The sequence below is a fragment of the Candidatus Hydrogenedentota bacterium genome, from assembly GCA_012730045.1.
GTDB lineage: Bacteria > Hydrogenedentota > Hydrogenedentia > Hydrogenedentales > CAITNO01 > JAAYBR01.
The window spans coordinates 1-13,355 of sequence record JAAYBR010000104.1 but is presented as its reverse complement, the minus strand read 5'-3'; the positions used below and the strand labels follow the sequence as shown (position 1 = coordinate 13,355).

14 protein-coding genes are annotated in these 13,355 nt (G+C 67.3%); 12 read left to right on the top strand and 2 right to left on the bottom strand.

Going from position 1 to position 13,355, the window contains the following annotated elements; genetic code table 11:
- Positions 1-11: 11 nt before the first annotated feature.
- The 10 genes from ribF to GXY15_10855 all read left to right on the top strand — a co-directional run bounded on the left by ribF (position 12) and on the right by GXY15_10855 (position 7,686).
- Entirely contained in the window at positions 12-935 is a 924-nt protein-coding gene (gene ribF, locus GXY15_10900) for a riboflavin biosynthesis protein RibF (protein NLV41719.1), read from the top strand.
- 162 nt (positions 936-1,097) lie between these two features.
- Positions 1,098-2,552 carry a DUF4139 domain-containing protein gene (locus tag GXY15_10895; protein NLV41718.1) on the top strand — a complete coding sequence of 485 codons (1,455 nt, stop codon included), beginning with the start codon at positions 1,098-1,100 and terminating at the stop codon, positions 2,550-2,552.
- Positions 2,553-2,562: 10 nt separating this feature from the next.
- Positions 2,563-3,246, top strand: a complete 684-nt coding sequence (locus tag GXY15_10890; GenBank protein NLV41717.1) for an NAD(P)H-hydrate epimerase — start codon at positions 2,563-2,565, stop codon at positions 3,244-3,246.
- Between the two features lie 74 nt (positions 3,247-3,320).
- Positions 3,321-4,166 (top strand): RNA 2',3'-cyclic phosphodiesterase, encoded by an 846-nt coding sequence (thpR, locus tag GXY15_10885; protein ID NLV41716.1) that lies wholly within the window; start codon positions 3,321-3,323, stop codon positions 4,164-4,166.
- Positions 4,148-4,405: a hypothetical protein gene (locus GXY15_10880; protein NLV41715.1), complete on the top strand. Its 258-nt coding sequence runs from the start codon at positions 4,148-4,150 to the stop codon at positions 4,403-4,405. Before thpR ends, GXY15_10880 begins: the two co-directional genes overlap by 19 nt.
- Before the next feature lie 156 nt (positions 4,406-4,561).
- The gene (locus tag GXY15_10875) at positions 4,562-5,569 is read left to right on the top strand and encodes a hypothetical protein (GenBank protein NLV41714.1); all 1,008 of its coding nucleotides are present in this window, start codon (positions 4,562-4,564) and stop codon (positions 5,567-5,569) included.
- A 6-nt stretch (positions 5,570-5,575) separates the two neighbouring features.
- Positions 5,576-6,166 carry a signal peptidase I gene (gene lepB, locus GXY15_10870; GenBank protein ID NLV41713.1) on the top strand — a complete coding sequence of 197 codons (591 nt, stop codon included), beginning with the start codon at positions 5,576-5,578 and terminating at the stop codon, positions 6,164-6,166.
- 217 nt (positions 6,167-6,383) lie between these two features.
- Positions 6,384-7,127: a rhomboid family intramembrane serine protease gene (locus GXY15_10865; GenBank protein NLV41712.1), complete on the top strand. Its 744-nt coding sequence runs from the start codon at positions 6,384-6,386 to the stop codon at positions 7,125-7,127.
- Between the two features lie 39 nt (positions 7,128-7,166).
- Complete coding sequence (locus tag GXY15_10860) at positions 7,167-7,493, top strand: J domain-containing protein (protein ID NLV41711.1); 327 nt, start codon at positions 7,167-7,169, stop codon at positions 7,491-7,493.
- A 22-nt stretch (positions 7,494-7,515) separates the two neighbouring features.
- Positions 7,516-7,686, top strand: a complete 171-nt coding sequence (locus GXY15_10855; protein ID NLV41710.1) for a hypothetical protein — start codon at positions 7,516-7,518, stop codon at positions 7,684-7,686.
- A 4-nt stretch (positions 7,687-7,690) separates the two neighbouring features.
- On the opposite strand, the gene GXY15_10850 is transcribed toward GXY15_10855, so the two are convergent.
- Complete coding sequence (locus GXY15_10850) at positions 7,691-8,974, bottom strand: 4Fe-4S dicluster domain-containing protein (GenBank protein ID NLV41709.1); 1,284 nt, start codon at positions 8,972-8,974, stop codon at positions 7,691-7,693.
- A gap of 234 nt (positions 8,975-9,208) precedes the next feature.
- Here GXY15_10850 and GXY15_10845 point away from each other — a divergent pair, with 234 nt between their 5' ends.
- Positions 9,209-10,171, top strand: a complete 963-nt coding sequence (locus GXY15_10845) for an acetylxylan esterase (protein ID NLV41708.1) — start codon at positions 9,209-9,211, stop codon at positions 10,169-10,171.
- 27 nt (positions 10,172-10,198) lie between these two features.
- The gene (locus GXY15_10840; GenBank protein ID NLV41707.1) at positions 10,199-11,056 is read left to right on the top strand and encodes a type 1 glutamine amidotransferase; all 858 of its coding nucleotides are present in this window, start codon (positions 10,199-10,201) and stop codon (positions 11,054-11,056) included.
- Positions 11,057-11,405: 349 nt separating this feature from the next.
- Here the strand turns inward: GXY15_10840 and GXY15_10835 are convergent, their stop codons facing one another.
- Positions 11,406-12,758: a hypothetical protein gene (locus GXY15_10835; GenBank protein ID NLV41706.1), complete on the bottom strand. Its 1,353-nt coding sequence runs from the start codon at positions 12,756-12,758 to the stop codon at positions 11,406-11,408.
- Positions 12,759-13,355 lie beyond the last annotated feature (597 nt).

Sequence of the window (13,355 nt, the reverse complement as noted above, 5' to 3'; positions counted from 1 at the left end):
GGGGAGGGTTCGTGGACACCGTCGCCGACATCCTCTCCTGCGCGGCGCATCCGCGGCCCACGGCCCTGACCGTCGGCAGTTTTGACGGCGTCCACCTCGGCCACCGCCGGCTGCTCGAGACCCTCGTCCGCGCGGCGGATACCCGCGGGCTGGTGCCCGCCGTCATGACCCTCGACCCGCACCCCCGCCAGCTTTTCGCCCCCGCCAGCGCGCCGAACATCCTGACCACGGCCGCCCAGAAGAACCGGCTGCTCGCCGCGGCGGGCGTCGGCGCCCACTTCACCCTGCCCTTCACGCGCGAGACCGCCGCGATGGACCGCGAGGCCTTCGTCCGCGACGTGGTGGTCCGGCAGTGCGGCGCGCGGCTGCTTCTGGTCGGGCATGATTTCCGTTTCGGCCGCGACGCCGCAGGATCCTTCGAGTACCTCCTCGAGCACGCCGGCGCCTTCGGCCTCGAAGTCGCGCGGGTGGACGCGCTGGTTCTCGACGGCGAATGCGTCAGCAGCACCCTCATCCGAGAGCGCGTCCTCCAGGGCGCCGTGGAGGACGCCGCCCGGTGCCTGGGCCGGCCCTACGCCCTCGAGGGGCCCGTCCTCGCCGGGCGCGGCATCGGCCGCACCCTCGGCTTTCCCACCGCCAACCTCGCCCCCGGCAACCTCGCCGTCCCCGCCCACGGCGTCTACATCGCCGAGACTCTGGTGGACGGCCGCGTCTGGCCCTCGGCCGTCAACATCGGCATCGCCCCCACCGTGCGCAACGAGGACGCCCTCGTCGAGACCCACCTCCTCGGCTTCACCGGCGACCTCATCGGCAGGACCGTAGAGATCACCTTCCACCGCCGCCTCCGCCCCGAGCAGCGCTTTTCCTCCCTCGAAGCCCTCAAAGCCGCCATCCGCCGCGACCTGGACACCGTCCGCGCCCATTTTTCCTCCTGACCGGCCCCTTTCCCGTGTCCTCCGTGTCTTCCGTGGTGAACCCTTCCCGCGAACCCGCGCCGCCTTTCGGGGTCCAACCGTGTGTCCCGCAGGTGAAATCTTCCGCGGTGGAGGGTACACTTGAGGGGAGAACGGGCCGACCAACCACAGGAGGATGCCCCCATGAAACCGATTTGGATGCTGGTTGCGGTGATGTGCCTTCCGCTGTTTGCCGCCGCGCAGGACCCCGCCCCGGCGGCGCCGCCCGCGCCCGCGCCCGCCGACGCCGTCGCGGCGCTGGAGACAACGCTTTCGGACCAGACGGACGTGGCGGTGACGGTGTACAACAACGACCGGGCGCTGGTGCGCGACCGGCGCAAACTGAGCCTGGCCCCCGGCACGCTGACGCTGCGCTTCATGGACGTGGCCGCGTCCATCCAGCCGGAGACGGTGAGCCTGGTGTCGCTGAACGACGGCGGCAACCTGCACATTCTGGAGCAGAACTACGAGTTTGACCTGATGAGCCCGGAAAAGCTCATGGAGAAGTACGTGGGCCGCGAGGTGACGCTGGTCAACAAGAGCAACGACCTGAATTTCTTCGAGCAGAAGGCGAAGCTCCTCAGCGTGAACAACGGCCCCATCTACGAGGTGGAGGGGAAGATATTCCTCGGCCATCCGGGCCAGGTGGTGCTGCCCGAGCTGCCCGGCGAGCTGATCGCCAAGCCGACACTGGTGTGGATGCTGGAGAACGGCGGCAGGGACCACGAGGTCGAGGCGACCTACCTCACCTCCGGCATGTCGTGGAAGGCGGACTACGTGGTCACCATGAACCGTGAGGAGACACAAATGAACCTTGAGGGCTGGGTGACCCTCAACAACCAGTCCGGAACCACCTACCAGAACGCCCAGCTGAAACTCGTCGCGGGGGAGGTGAACGTGGTGCAGGCGGACATGATGCCCGCGCCCGCCATGGAGATGATGAAATCGGCGGTCGGCGGCCGCGCCCCGCAGATGGTCGAGGAGTCCTTTGCCGAGTACCACCTCTACACGCTCCAGCGCCGCACAACGGTCAAGCAGAACCAGTCGAAGCAGGTCAGCCTGCTCTCCGGAAACGGCGTGGCGGTGAAGAAGATCTACGAGTTCCGCGGCGACATCGCCTTCTACGCCAGCAAGATGGAGCCCATCAAGAACCAGAACGTGGACGTGTTTCTGACTTTCCAGAACGACGAGAAGAACCAGCTCGGCATCCCGCTGCCCGCGGGGGTCATGTGCGTCTACCAGCAGGACAGCGGCGGCATGTACCAGTTCTCCGGCGAGGACCGCATCAGGCACACGGCCAAGGACGAGCAGGTGCGCCTGCGCCTGGGCAAGGCCTTCGACATCGTCGCCGAGCGCATCCAGAGCGACTACCGGGGCGTCGGGCCGACCATTCACGAGGCCGAGTTCCGCATCCCCGTGCGCAACCACAAGGACACCCCGGTGACCGTGGACGTCGTGGAGCCCATGCCCGCCACCTGGACCATCCTTTCCAAGTCCCACGACTTCGTCAAGAAGGACGCCCACACGGCGGTCTTCTCCCTCGACATTCCGGCGGACGGCACGGTCGAGCTGACCTACCGCGTCCGCGTGCAGTGGTAGGGGAGGAGGCATGCGGCGTGTGCTGACGGCGGCGGAGATGCGCGAGGCCGACCGGCGGTGCATCGAGGACGTCGGGATTCCCGGCGCGGTCCTGATGAACACCGCCGGCGCGGCCGTCTGGGCCGAGGCCGCGCGGTGGCCGGGGCCCGTGGGCGTCGTCTGCGGGAAGGGCAACAACGGCGGGGACGGCTTTGTCGTCGCCCGCCTCGCCCTGTGCGCGGGCCGCGCCGTGCGTGCAGTTCTCATCGGCGACCCGGCGGCGGTCACGGGCGACGCGGCGGTTTTCCTGCGCGCCTACGAACGCCTCGGCGGCGTCGTGGTCCCCGCGTCCGACCCGGAGGCGGCGGCCCGCGAGACCGCCGCCCTGCGCGGGTCCGGCGTGCTGGTGGACGCCCTGCTCGGCACCGGCTTCGCGGGCGGGGTGAGGGGCGCGGCGCGCGCCGTCCTAGAGGCCTGGCCGGAGGGGATTCCCACCGTGGCGGTGGACATCCCCTCGGGGCTCAACGCCGACACGGGCGAACCGGGCGGCGCCGTCGTGCGCGCCGACACCACCGTGACCTTTGCCTGCCTCAAGCGCGGCCTGCTCGCGGAAAGCGCCCGCCCCTTCACAGGGCGCATTATCGTGGCGGACATCGGCATCCCCGAAGCCTGCCTGGAGGGACTGGGAACGCTCATCCCGAATGACGACAGGTGATCCCCATGCACTTGTTTCTTCCCCGTAGCGCCGGCGTCCCGCCGGCCTTGTCTTTGACGCGGAGGATCTGAACGATGCGCTGTTTCGCGGCCTTCGAGACCGGCCCCGCCGCGCGGGCGGCGCTGGGGGAGTGCATCGCCTCGCTGCGCCCCCTGGGCGGGCAGGTGTCCTGGGTGCGGCCGGAGAATCTTCACCTGACCCTGCGCTTTCTCGGCGAGGTGACGCCTGAGCAGGCGTCCGCGTATGCGGCGCGCCTGCGGGTGCTGGTGTCCGCATTCCCGGATCTCCGGACAAGCGACGGCCCATGCGTCCGCTCCAGGGCGCAGCAAGCGGCGCCCCTACAAGAGGATTCCCGGTGTCTTCGTGTGTGCCCGGGGCATGGGCAGGTAGGGGCGCCGCTTGCCGCGCCCTCTTCTTGCCCGGCAGGACAGTTTCACCCGGTGGGTGAGGAGCATCCCTTTCACGACATCACGCATTCTCCGGCGCGTTCACATGGCGCACCTGATCCCGTCCCTCGCCTTATCCGGCGATTAGGGGCATTGCCTCCGCTTGAACTCGTGGCGGAGGGGCTGGGCGCGTTTCCCAGCCTGCGCCGCCCGTCGGTGCTGTGGGCGGGGGTGAGGGCGCTGTCGGGCGACCTTTTGGCGGTCCAGCGGGCCGCCGAGGCCTGCGCGGCGGCCATCGGCCTGTCCCCCGAGCCGAAGCCGTTTCATCCCCACCTGACCCTGGGCCGGGTGCGCGCCCCGCGCGGGCTGGCCCCCCTGCTGGAGGCCTTCGCGGAGTTGGCCGCCGCCGCGCCGCGCTTCGGGGATGCATTCCCCGCGCCCGCCGTGGCATTATTCCAAAGCGAACTGAAGCCCGGCGGCGCGGTGTACACGCGCCTGGAGGAGATTTCCCTGCAATGGCGCTCATCGTCCTGAGAGTCACGATTGGCAGCGCCCTGACGCTGTGCATGATGGCCGTGCTGCTGCGGTGGAGCGCCCGCGCGCTCGCCGTGGACCTGCACCGCGGCTATCTGCGTTTCGTGCCCCCCCTCACGGACCCCCTCCTGCGCGGCTGCCGGAAACTGTTCCCCCCCACGCACGGCGTGCCCGACTGGTCGCCCCTGCTCGTCCTCCTCGGCCTGTGGATCCTCCGCGTGGTCTTTGCCGGGTATTAGGGCATTTCAAGGGTGAAAACGCCCCATCTCAACCTGAAGTTGCTCTAGCCCCTCCGCCTTGCCTGCCGTTCCCGAAACAGACCGGGCGTCCCGCATGTTATCATCTTCAGCGGCGCGGGTGCCTCTCCGCGCCGTGAATGAAGGGAACAAAGGAACATGCGCCTGATGAACCTCCCCATGACGGCGATGGCGCTGGCCGCGCTGGCGGCCCTGTCGGCGTCGGCGCAGCCCGCCGCGGATGCGCCGTCCCCGCCGCCGCCGACGGCGCGCGCGTCCTCCGATGACTTTGCCGCATTGCCGGTCTATCCGGAGGCGGCCCGGCTGGAGGCCTTTCTGGACGATGAGGCGGTGTTTGTGGAGAAGGCGCGGACCTTTGACCGGCTGCACACGCGGCTGGCGGACCTGCTGCTCGCCCGGGCCACGGCGCTGCAAAGGGAGGGCGGCACCGGCGAGGGGGCCGCGCTGGTGGAGGACGCGCGGAAGAACCTCGCCCTGGCGCGCCAGGCCTACGAGCTGGGCCTGCGCCGATATCCCGACAACCCCTCGCTCCAGAACTACCTCGGCGAACTGCTCTATGACCGCTTCGACGAGCAGCAGCGGGCGGTGGAGCTCTGGCTGAAGGCGGTGGCGGCGGACGCCGCGCATGGGCGCGCGCACAACAACCTGGGCATCCACTGCTTCCACGTCGGGCAGTACGCGGAGGGGCTGAAGCATCTGGACGCCGCCCTGGCGCAGGAGCCCGACAACCCGGACTACCTGTTCAACATGGCGCAGATGTATCTCGTTCACTGGCCCAACCTCATGACCCTGCGCCAATGGACCGCCGCGGAGACCTACGCCGAGGCCATGCGCGTGTCCGGAAAGGCCGCAGCGCTTGCCCCAAAGGACTTCGAACTGGCCCGGGACCACGCCCTCAACTTCTTCGCCGCCGAGCGGATGAACACCCAGCCCGACTGGAAGAAGGCCGCCAAGGCCTGGACCGCCGCGCGCACCGCCGCCCGAAGCGACGACGAGGTCTTCTACACCTGGATGAACGAGGGGAGGGTCTGGCTGCGCGCCCAGGACGGCCGGGAGGCCGAGCGCTGTTTTCTGGAGGCGGTGGCCCTGCGTCCCCAGAGCGGTCTGGCCCAGGGCCTTCTCACCGACGCCCGGTCGTTGAAGTAGGCCGTCATGGAAGCCTCCCCCGAAACCGCCGTCCGCGCGCCCCGAAGGCTCCACGCCCTGCTCCACAGCAAGAAGGCGGGCTGGGCCGCCGTGGTCCTGCTCGCCGCGCTGGCGGTGTTCGCCTTCGGCCCCCTGGGCGTCCGTTTCTTCCTCGTGCCCTCGTCCTCCATGGAGACCACGCTCATGCCCGGCGACATGATCGTCACGGTGCGCGCGGACACCCTCCGCAGGGGAGACATTGTCGTGTTCCGCCACAACGGCGAGTACCTCGTGAAGCGGGTGGCGGGCCTTCCGGGCGACGAGTTGTCGGTGGCGGACGGCGCGCTGTTCCTGAACGGCAAATACGCCTCGGAGCCCTACCTGCGCGAGCCCATGGGCTACGTCATAGACCCGCCGGTCCGCGTGCCCGAGGGGCAGATGCTCTTTCTCGGCGACAACCGGAACCACAGCGACGACAGCGTCCCCGACCGGAAAGAAGAGGGCTTCGACTTCGCCGACCGCGAAAGCGTCATCGGCCGGGTCGTGTTCCGGTACTACCCCTACGACCGCATGGGCAGGATACGGTCCTACCCCCTGACCAACACGGCCGGGGAGTGATGTAGACGCGGCATCCTGCCGCGTTCTTGGGGTTTCCGTTGGCCAAAGAACGCGCCAAGATGGCGCGTCTACTTTGCGGGCGGTCTCGCCAGCTTACTTCATTGGCAGCGAAGCGAACCCATCGCTTGCCCGCGAGACCTCCCACTCCCCCGGCGCGGCGGCGCGCGGGCCGCCGGTTCGGGTACAATAGGCCCGATTCTGCCGGCAGGGAGCGCCCATGCGAGGCTACCAGGACACATACACCGACGATTCCCCCTACGGTTTCGGGGGGCACGGCGTCACCTACATGGTGCGGCGGCTCATCCTTCTCAACGCCGCGGTCTTTGCCGCCCAGCTCCTCCTTGCGCCGCTGGAGGCGCTCTCCGGTGTCACCGCCGTGGAATGGTTCGGGTTCGTGCCCGGCGACTTCATGCGCGGGAGCCTGTGGCAGCCCCTGACCTACCAGTTCCTCCACGGCGGCCTCATGCACCTCGTCATGAACATGCTCTGGCTGTTCTTCTTCGGGCCGGACGTGGAGCGCCTGCTGGGAAGCCGCCAGTTCACCGTGCTGTACGTTGCCTGCGGCGCCGTCGGCGTGCTGCTGTCGCTCTTTTCCCTCGGGCTGTTCGGGCAGAATCCGGTGATTGTGGGGGCCAGCGGTTCCGTGCTCGGCGTGCTGGTGGCCTTTGCCGTGGCCGACCCCGCGCGGCAGATACTGCTGTTCCCCCTGCCCGTGCCCATGAGCGCCGCGACGCTGGTGGCCATCATCGCCGCGCTCAACCTGGTGTGGGCTTTCGGTGAGACCAATGCCTCCGTTTCCACGCACCTCGGCGGGATGGGCATGGGCTGGGTGATGATGCAGCTGATTCCCCGTTACCAGCAGTGGCTGCGCCAGCGCAACCGCGAGCGGTGGCAGAAACGCAACCCCGGGGGCGGCGACGACGACCCCGACAACATATTTGAGTTCCGCCCAAGGGACTAGGCCCGGGCCTGGTCCGAGACGGCTGGACAGGAAGGCGCCATGCCCGGTTTTCAAGAGCTGGTTTTCCTCGCGATCATCATCATCGTGCTGAGCTGGGCGGGGCTCTGGCCCACGGTCATGCGCGCCCTGCGCGAGCTGCGGGGGGAGCACATCCCCGACCCGCCCCAGGCCCCCCCGAACCCCCGCGACGCCGAGGTGTGCTACCGCCTGCTGGGCGTGTCGCCCTCGGCCCCCTGGGAGGAGATCGAGCGCGCCTACCGCAAGAAGGCCAAGGTCCACCATCCCGACCTCGGCGGCGACCAGGATGCCATGCGTGCCCTGAACGAGGCCTACGCCCTGCTCAAGAAACTGCGCGGCGTGCGGTAGGCCCCATCGGAGGAGGCACGGCATGGAAGTGCGGCTGGAACACATGATGCCCGCCGAGATCGAGGCGGCCCGGGACGCCTGCCCGACCCTGTTCATCCCCCTGGGCACCATCGAGTGGCACGGGCTGCACAGCGTCGCCGCGCTGGCCGGCGCCCGGTTCGACGACGTCGCCGCCATCGCGGAGAAGCTGTGAGGGGTCACTGCGGCGCGCGGGCGAGCAGGGCGTCCACGTAGCGCGAGTTCAGCAGCTTGGCCGCCGCGGCGCGCTTCACCGGGGGCAGCCGCAGCACCGCCCCGAGCACCGCGGCCATGGCCTGGTGCGTCATGGACGCCCGGTTGTCAAACAGCAGGTGCTGGAGTTTTCCCCGCTCGACCGCCATCAGCACCGCGCGGTGCACGGCGTTCTTCGGCACGATGACCCGTTTCCCGCGCGGTTTGAGCTTGATGGCGTCCTTGGGGCAGGGCCGCACGCAGACCCCGCATCCGAGGCACACCGACACGTCCACCCGGGCCTTCTTGCGGCGACGGTCGCGCGGGTCGTTGGCCGACACGACGCTCATGGCCTCCACGGGGCACAGGGCCGCGCACTTGCCGCAGCCCGTGCAGGCCTCCGTGTCCACCTCCGGCAGGTAATTGGTCGTGTTGATGGGGCGCATCAGCGCGAAACGGCGGGCGGCGGTCAGGGCCTCGCAGCAGCACCCGCAGCAGTTGCAGATGAAGCTGACACCTCTCTGCTGGTTCTCGCTGAACTGCACCAGGTTGTGCTCGTAGGCCCGCTGGAGCAGGTCCAGGCATTCCGCGCGGTCAATCTTGCGCACGTGGCCGTGGCGGATGAGGGACTCCGCCGGGGTGTTGAAGGTCATGCAGATGTCCATGGGGGCGTCACACTTCCGGCCCTGGTGCATGGCCTTGTGGCGGCAGTAGCACATGGCCACGCCGATGTGGGTCGCCGTCCGGATGACCTCCGTGGCCCGCTCGTGGTCCAGCACGTGGAGCGCCTCGTCCTCCGGCAGCGCGGGCTCCTGCACCAGGGCGCGCCCCATCTGCGTGCCGCCCTGCCCGACCAGTTCGCGCATGAAGTCGTCCTCCCGCGTGATGTACTGCTCGAACAGGTCGGAAAGGGCCTTCTGGTCGAGGTCGTCGCGCACCCGCATGAGGGAGAACTCAAAGAACCCCGCCATCGGCGGGGGGAGCATGTACGCGTGGACGCCGTCCGGCCGCTCATAGTCCAGCAGGATCGCCCGGTGCGCCAGTTCGTCCAGCACGCCCGCGGCCTCGTCCTCCGCCATCTTCCACACCAGCGCCGCCTTCTTGGCGGTGAAAGGCTTGATGGGGAGGAGGGAGACCAGGTCGGCCTCCCGCTCGCTGAAAAGCATCTTCAGGATGCCGTGCAGGAGTTCCGAGGGCGGCGCGCCCTGGGGTGCCCGGTTCAACCGGTCCGTCAGCCGCTGGTATGCCGAAGTAAGGGTCCTGTGCGCCATGGGGTCTCCTTTCCGGGGGAGGGGACGCTTTGCCGCACCCCCGAGTGGAACAACACGCCACAGACTGCGCGGAGCCGTGCCTGCCGGCAGGCTCCCCCGACGCGCCGCGCCGGAGGACGTCTTCATTGTGCGTCCGGCGGGGCGGCACTGTCAACCGGAAAACGTCGCGGCTTTGGCGGCGCGGCCCCGGTGTGGTAGGATCTTGGGACTTTTCCACGGCGGGAGACGCGCCCCATGCCCATGATAGACATGCCCCTGGAGGAACTGCGGGTGTACCGGGGGATCACCCCCAAGCCCGCAGATTTCGACGCCTACTGGGCGGCGGCGCTGGCGGAGCTGGAGGCCACGCCCCCCGCGCCGGAGTTTCTGCCCGCCGAATTCCAGACCCCCTATGCGGAGTGTTTCGACCTGTGGTTCACCGGCGTCGGCGGGGCGCGGGTCTATGCAAAATACCTGCGGCCCCGGCGTTCGGAGGAGGTGCCCCACCCCGCCGTGCTCCAGTTCCACGGGTACAGCGGCAGCAGCGGCGACTGGCAGGACAAGCTGGGCCTGGCCGCCCTCGGGTTCTCCGTGGCCGCGCTGGACGTGCGCGGGCAGGGCGGCCGGTCGCAGGACCCCGGCGGCGCGCTGGGGAACACGCTTCACGGCCACATCATCCGCGGGCTGGACGACGCCCCGGAGCGGCTTTTCTACCGGAGCGTCTTTCTGGACACCGTGCAGCTGGCGCGGGTGGTCATGGCGCTTCCCGAGGTGGACGCGCGCCGCGTGGGCGCGATGGGCATGTCGCAGGGCGGCGCGCTCACCCTGGCGTGCGCGGCGCTGGAGCCGCGCATCCGCCGCCTCGCGCCCATGTGCCCCTTCCTCTGCGACTACCGCCGGGTCTGGGAGATGGACCTCGCGAAGGATGCCTACGAGGAGCTGCGCGACTGGTTCCGCCGGTTTGACCCGCGCCATGAGCGGGAGACGGAAATCTTCACCCGCCTGGGGTATGTGGACTGCCAGCATCTCGCGCCGCGCATCCGCGGCGAGGTGCTCATGGCCGTCGGGCTGATGGACGAGATCTGCCCGGCGTCCTCGCAGTTCGCCGCGTACAACAGGATCACGGCGCCCAAGGAAATGGCGCTGTTCCCCGACTTCGCCCACGAGCATTACCCCGGATTCATGGACCAGGCGTTCCAGTTCATGGCCGGACTGTGATTTTCAAAAACAAAGGAGTCTTCTTTCATGTCTGAGAAACTGCGTTTCCTGATTCCCGACGGGTACAGCCTTGAAAGCCGCCAGCAGTTTGATTCGGTGGGGATGACCCTCGCCGGGGAGCTCTACGGCCTCCTGCTTCAGCGCCGCCTGCCCGGCGCGGAGTACGACGTGTGGTTCAGCAGCGACCCCGGCGCCACGCCGCCGACGGACGCCGAGCTGTCCGGCTATGCGGGGGTCATCTGGCCCGGCTGCAACCTGACGATCTACCACAACGACGACCCGCGCGTGCAGGCGCACAAGGATCTGTGCCTGCGCGCCTACGAGGCGGGCATCCCCCAGTTTGGGAGCTGCTGGGCCATCCAGCTCGCCTGCTTCGTCGCGGGCGGGCGCGTGGAGCCCCACCCCAGGGGCCGCGAGATGGGCATCGCCACCAAGATCATGCTCACCGAACAGGGCCGCAAACACCCCATGATGGACGGGAAGCCGGTGGTCTACTCCCATTTCGTCAGCCACGACGACCAGGTGGTCGAGCTGCCCGAGGGGGCCACGCTGCTCGCGGGGAACGACTGGAGCGTGGTGGAGGCCGCCGCTGTCGAGTTCAAGAAGGGCGTTTTCTGGGCCACGCAGTACCACCCCGAGTACAACCTGCACGAGGTGGCCCGCCTCATCCTCGCCCGCGAGGAGCGGCTCATCAAGCAGGGCTGGTTCAAAGACCACGGGGACATGATGCGGTACGTGGAGAGCTTCGAGGCCGTCCACAACGATCCCACCCTGAAGCACATCCGCTGGCAGCTCAAGATTGACGACAGCATTGTCGAGGACGACCAGCGCGAGTGCGAGTTCGTCAACTGGCTCAAGTACGCGGTGCTGAAGCAGCCCTTCTGATTCTCCCGGCGCATTTCAGAGCCGGGATGCCGTGCTGAAAGGACGGCGTCGGCAGCGCGCAGTGAGGTGGCACGGGCTTCCAGCCCGTGTTTCTTTGGCTGCATCCATGACCCAAAACACGGGCTGGAAGCCCGTGCCAGCTCGGTGTTCGTCCCCGGCGAGTCCCTTATGGACACGGCACTTCAACCGTGCGATGCCCCAGCCGGTGGTTGAGTGCGGCGATGCCGCCGGTTTGTCTCTGGAGGGGGCTGTGGGTGTCGCTTCGCTCAACCGCCTGCGATCATCCCGCACCCCCGCCGGGATGCACTAAAAATCATGTTTGCCCGAAAACAGGAGAAAACGCCCCGCGTCACTCCCGGTTATACCTGTCAAGCACCGGTTTCTCGCCCCGCTTTATCGCGGCAACCCATTTGTCTGTGGCCGCTTTGTTCCAAAAGGTGCCGCAAAGCTCAAGGTACTCAACAACCGCGTCCGTTTCGCCCCGTTGCAGCAGCTCGTTGGCCAGTGTCATGTCGGGACCGAAGGAGTCCAGTTGCGGGGAACCGCCGCATTTTCCCGCCGAAATCAGGTGTCCCTTTGCCTTCTCCACCGCCTCTTCAACAAGGGCAATTCTCCCCAGCACGGCGTTGCCGGTGTGTATCCGGTTGCCCCGGTTCCAACCGCCCGGCCCGCCATCGCCCGCCAACAGCTTCATGCAGTACCCGCGCGCCTTTTCCAACTCGCCAGCCGCAAAGGCCATTTCCGCAAGTTCAGTCAACTGCGATGACTTCTCTTCCGGCTCGGTGGTCAAGGCCGCCGCCTGCTCCAGAGAGGCGAGCGCCTTGCGCGCGTTCTCCGCATCCGGATCGTCGGCAACACCGGAACCTTCACCCGCCACTACGGAAAGGGAATACAGAAAACCCAATTCCTGGTGCCAACGCGGGTTGTCGGGCTCAATCGCGATGCATTTTTTCAGGATTTCCTCTGCAACTTCATTTTCACATATCAGGAAGAAGTTGGCGGCGTTGGCAAGCAGGAACAGGTTGCGCGGCTCGTTTTCGACATGCCCCCGCATCAGGGCCGCAGCCTCGGCGTAGGCTTCGGGGTTAAGCACCGGGTTAAGCTCCACCACGGGTGATCCCATGACGGGCGAGGCGGGCGCGTTCCTTGCCAGCCAGAGCACATGCCGCTCATACTCCCTGCGGGCATCATCCGAGTTATATTTCTTTTTGGCGTGGTAGCCAAGCAGCATCGTCCTCGCCCATAGGTCATCCGGACGCGCTTCCAGCGCATGTTTCAGTTCTCCGGCCTCCTTCTCCGACAGTTCCCCCCCTTCAAAGGAAATCTGCGCGGCCCGCTGCCCCAATCTGACATGATCACCATCGCAGGACGCATCATACACGGCTTCATAGGTGATGCCGTCCGGCGCCGGGGGCAGGTCCGGCGACAATTCCCGCGCCCTGTCATTCACGGCATGCACAGTTTCCCCCTGCACCCAATAGGCCAGGTCCCAATTCAAGAGGTAAACCGCGCGCCCCTCTTTCAACTTCCCGTCTACAATGTCAAAATCGAGGCTGCCGTTGGCTGCCGCGTATTTTGACAGGGAGACTTTTTCGAGCACCTTTTTGGATGCGCCCATGTCTCCGCCTGCACACCCGTGGGACAGCCCAAGGCATGCCATTTCCAGCGTCAACAAACCCGTCAACAAGGATGCTCGCGTCATGCTGTCTCTCCTTCCTTCACGTTTCCCGGCTCCCCGCAGATGTCCGCAGAAAGGGCGTTTAGCTTGGATTATGATAGTCTTCCGCATTCAAAACATCAAATCTGCAGGGCAATCGCACAAAAATCCGTGGGTACTTTCTGGATGGAGTCTGGTAATTTCCCGCCGCCCAACCCCTTCAACGCTGAAAGCGTTTCCGAATATAGCCCAGGCCAGGCCGCCGCCCGAAGGGCCAGGCCTGCCCTGGGTTGCCCGGACAGAAAGAATCATGCCCCAACGGGGCAGCCGAAATTACGGCGAGTGCCCAAAGACAAGGCAGGCGGGACGCCTGCGGTACGAAGAAGACCTGCGGGGCGGTTCCGTACCGCAGGCGTCCCGCCTGCCTTGTCTTCTTCCCGGCGCGCAAATTTCGGATGCCCCTTTGGGGCAAGAAGTGTTTTGGGGCGCGCAACCCAGGGCAGGCCTGGCCCTTTGGGCGGCGGCCTGGCCTGGGCTATAGGCGGATGTCCCGTTGGGACAACAAAGACAGAATCACATAACCAAGGGACGTCCATGCCGCTCGCAGGCGTTTCTCGAGGGACATTTTAGTGCGATTGCCCT

Coding starts and splice junctions, on each gene's coding strand:
- GXY15_10895 (NLV41718.1), top strand. CDS start 1,098: ATGAAACCGATTTGGATGCTGGTTGCGGTGATGTGCCTTCCGCTGTTT.
- GXY15_10890 (NLV41717.1), top strand. CDS start 2,563: ATGCGGCGTGTGCTGACGGCGGCGGAGATGCGCGAGGCCGACCGGCGG.
- thpR (NLV41716.1), top strand. CDS start 3,321: ATGCGCTGTTTCGCGGCCTTCGAGACCGGCCCCGCCGCGCGGGCGGCG.
- GXY15_10880 (NLV41715.1), top strand. CDS start 4,148: ATGGCGCTCATCGTCCTGAGAGTCACGATTGGCAGCGCCCTGACGCTG.
- GXY15_10875 (NLV41714.1), top strand. CDS start 4,562: ATGCGCCTGATGAACCTCCCCATGACGGCGATGGCGCTGGCCGCGCTG.
- lepB (NLV41713.1), top strand. CDS start 5,576: ATGGAAGCCTCCCCCGAAACCGCCGTCCGCGCGCCCCGAAGGCTCCAC.
- GXY15_10865 (NLV41712.1), top strand. CDS start 6,384: ATGCGAGGCTACCAGGACACATACACCGACGATTCCCCCTACGGTTTC.
- GXY15_10860 (NLV41711.1), top strand. CDS start 7,167: ATGCCCGGTTTTCAAGAGCTGGTTTTCCTCGCGATCATCATCATCGTG.
- GXY15_10855 (NLV41710.1), top strand. CDS start 7,516: ATGGAAGTGCGGCTGGAACACATGATGCCCGCCGAGATCGAGGCGGCC.
- GXY15_10850 (NLV41709.1), bottom strand. CDS start 8,974: ATGGCGCACAGGACCCTTACTTCGGCATACCAGCGGCTGACGGACCGG.
- GXY15_10845 (NLV41708.1), top strand. CDS start 9,209: ATGCCCATGATAGACATGCCCCTGGAGGAACTGCGGGTGTACCGGGGG.
- GXY15_10840 (NLV41707.1), top strand. CDS start 10,199: ATGTCTGAGAAACTGCGTTTCCTGATTCCCGACGGGTACAGCCTTGAA.
- GXY15_10835 (NLV41706.1), bottom strand. CDS start 12,758: ATGACGCGAGCATCCTTGTTGACGGGTTTGTTGACGCTGGAAATGGCA.